Raw genomic sequence first — 851 nt, 5'->3', positions numbered from 1 at the left:
CCTCCCGCGGGGACGGGCCAGGCGCAGCAGATCACACAAGAACGGAGTGGCCAGACCCGCGGCCACTGCCATGGCCCAGCCCAACGGCGGCAGCGACACCAGCGCCAGCAACGCGCCGAGCGGCGGTGCCAGCGTCACCAGGACCTGCAGCGCCAACGTGGCGGCCACCGCGATCAGCACGGCGCGCCCGTGCCACCAGCCGCGCTCAAAGGTCCAGCGGCGGGCGCGGGTGACGTAGGCCAAGGTCAGCCGGGCGAAGACCAGGGCCAGCACGGCCTGGGTGCGCACCTGCTCCTGGCTCCAGCCCAGCTGGCGGGCGATCTCCACGGCGGCAAAGACCAGGGCGCCGATCAGCAGCGCCCGCAGCGCCATCTCGGTGACGGCCGGCCGCGACAGCAGGCCGCCGCGGCGGGGGCGCAGGCTGAGCGGGTCACCGGCCGGCCGGTCGATGCCCAGGGCGATGGCCGGGATGCCGTCCAGCACCAGGTTGATCCAGAGCAGGTGCACCGGCAGCAGCGGGACGACCAGGTCCGGCCAGAGCAGCAGGCCGACCAGCACGAGGAAGATCTCGGCGAGGTTCCCGGTGAGCAGGTAGCCGATCATCGAGGCGACGTTGTGGTGCAGCCGGCGGCCGTGGCGCACGCCGGTGACGATGGTGCCCAGCTCGCCGTTGGTGACGACCACGGAGGCGGCCTCGCGGGCCACATCGGTGCCCTCGTCACCGGCCATGGCCACGCCGACATCGGCGTGGCGCAGCGCGGGGGCGTCGTTGACGCCGTCACCGGTCATGGTGACGACCTCGCCGCCGGCGCGCAGCGCGCGCACCAGCTCGAGTTTGGTGGCCGGATCGA

General features: G+C 73.7%; 1 protein-coding gene. It reads right to left on the bottom strand.

What is annotated here, in order from left to right; all coding sequences use genetic code 11:
• A partial coding sequence (locus Plo01_RS39810; RefSeq protein WP_203895992.1) for an HAD-IC family P-type ATPase occupies nt 1–851 on the bottom strand: 851 nt, incomplete at both ends.

Origin of the sequence: Planobispora longispora, from assembly GCF_016863135.1 — a bacterium.
Classification (GTDB): Bacteria; Actinomycetota; Actinomycetes; order Streptosporangiales; family Streptosporangiaceae; genus Planobispora; species Planobispora longispora.
The sequence above is the reverse complement of the archived record's forward strand: the minus strand, read 5'-3'. Positions and strand labels throughout refer to the sequence as shown.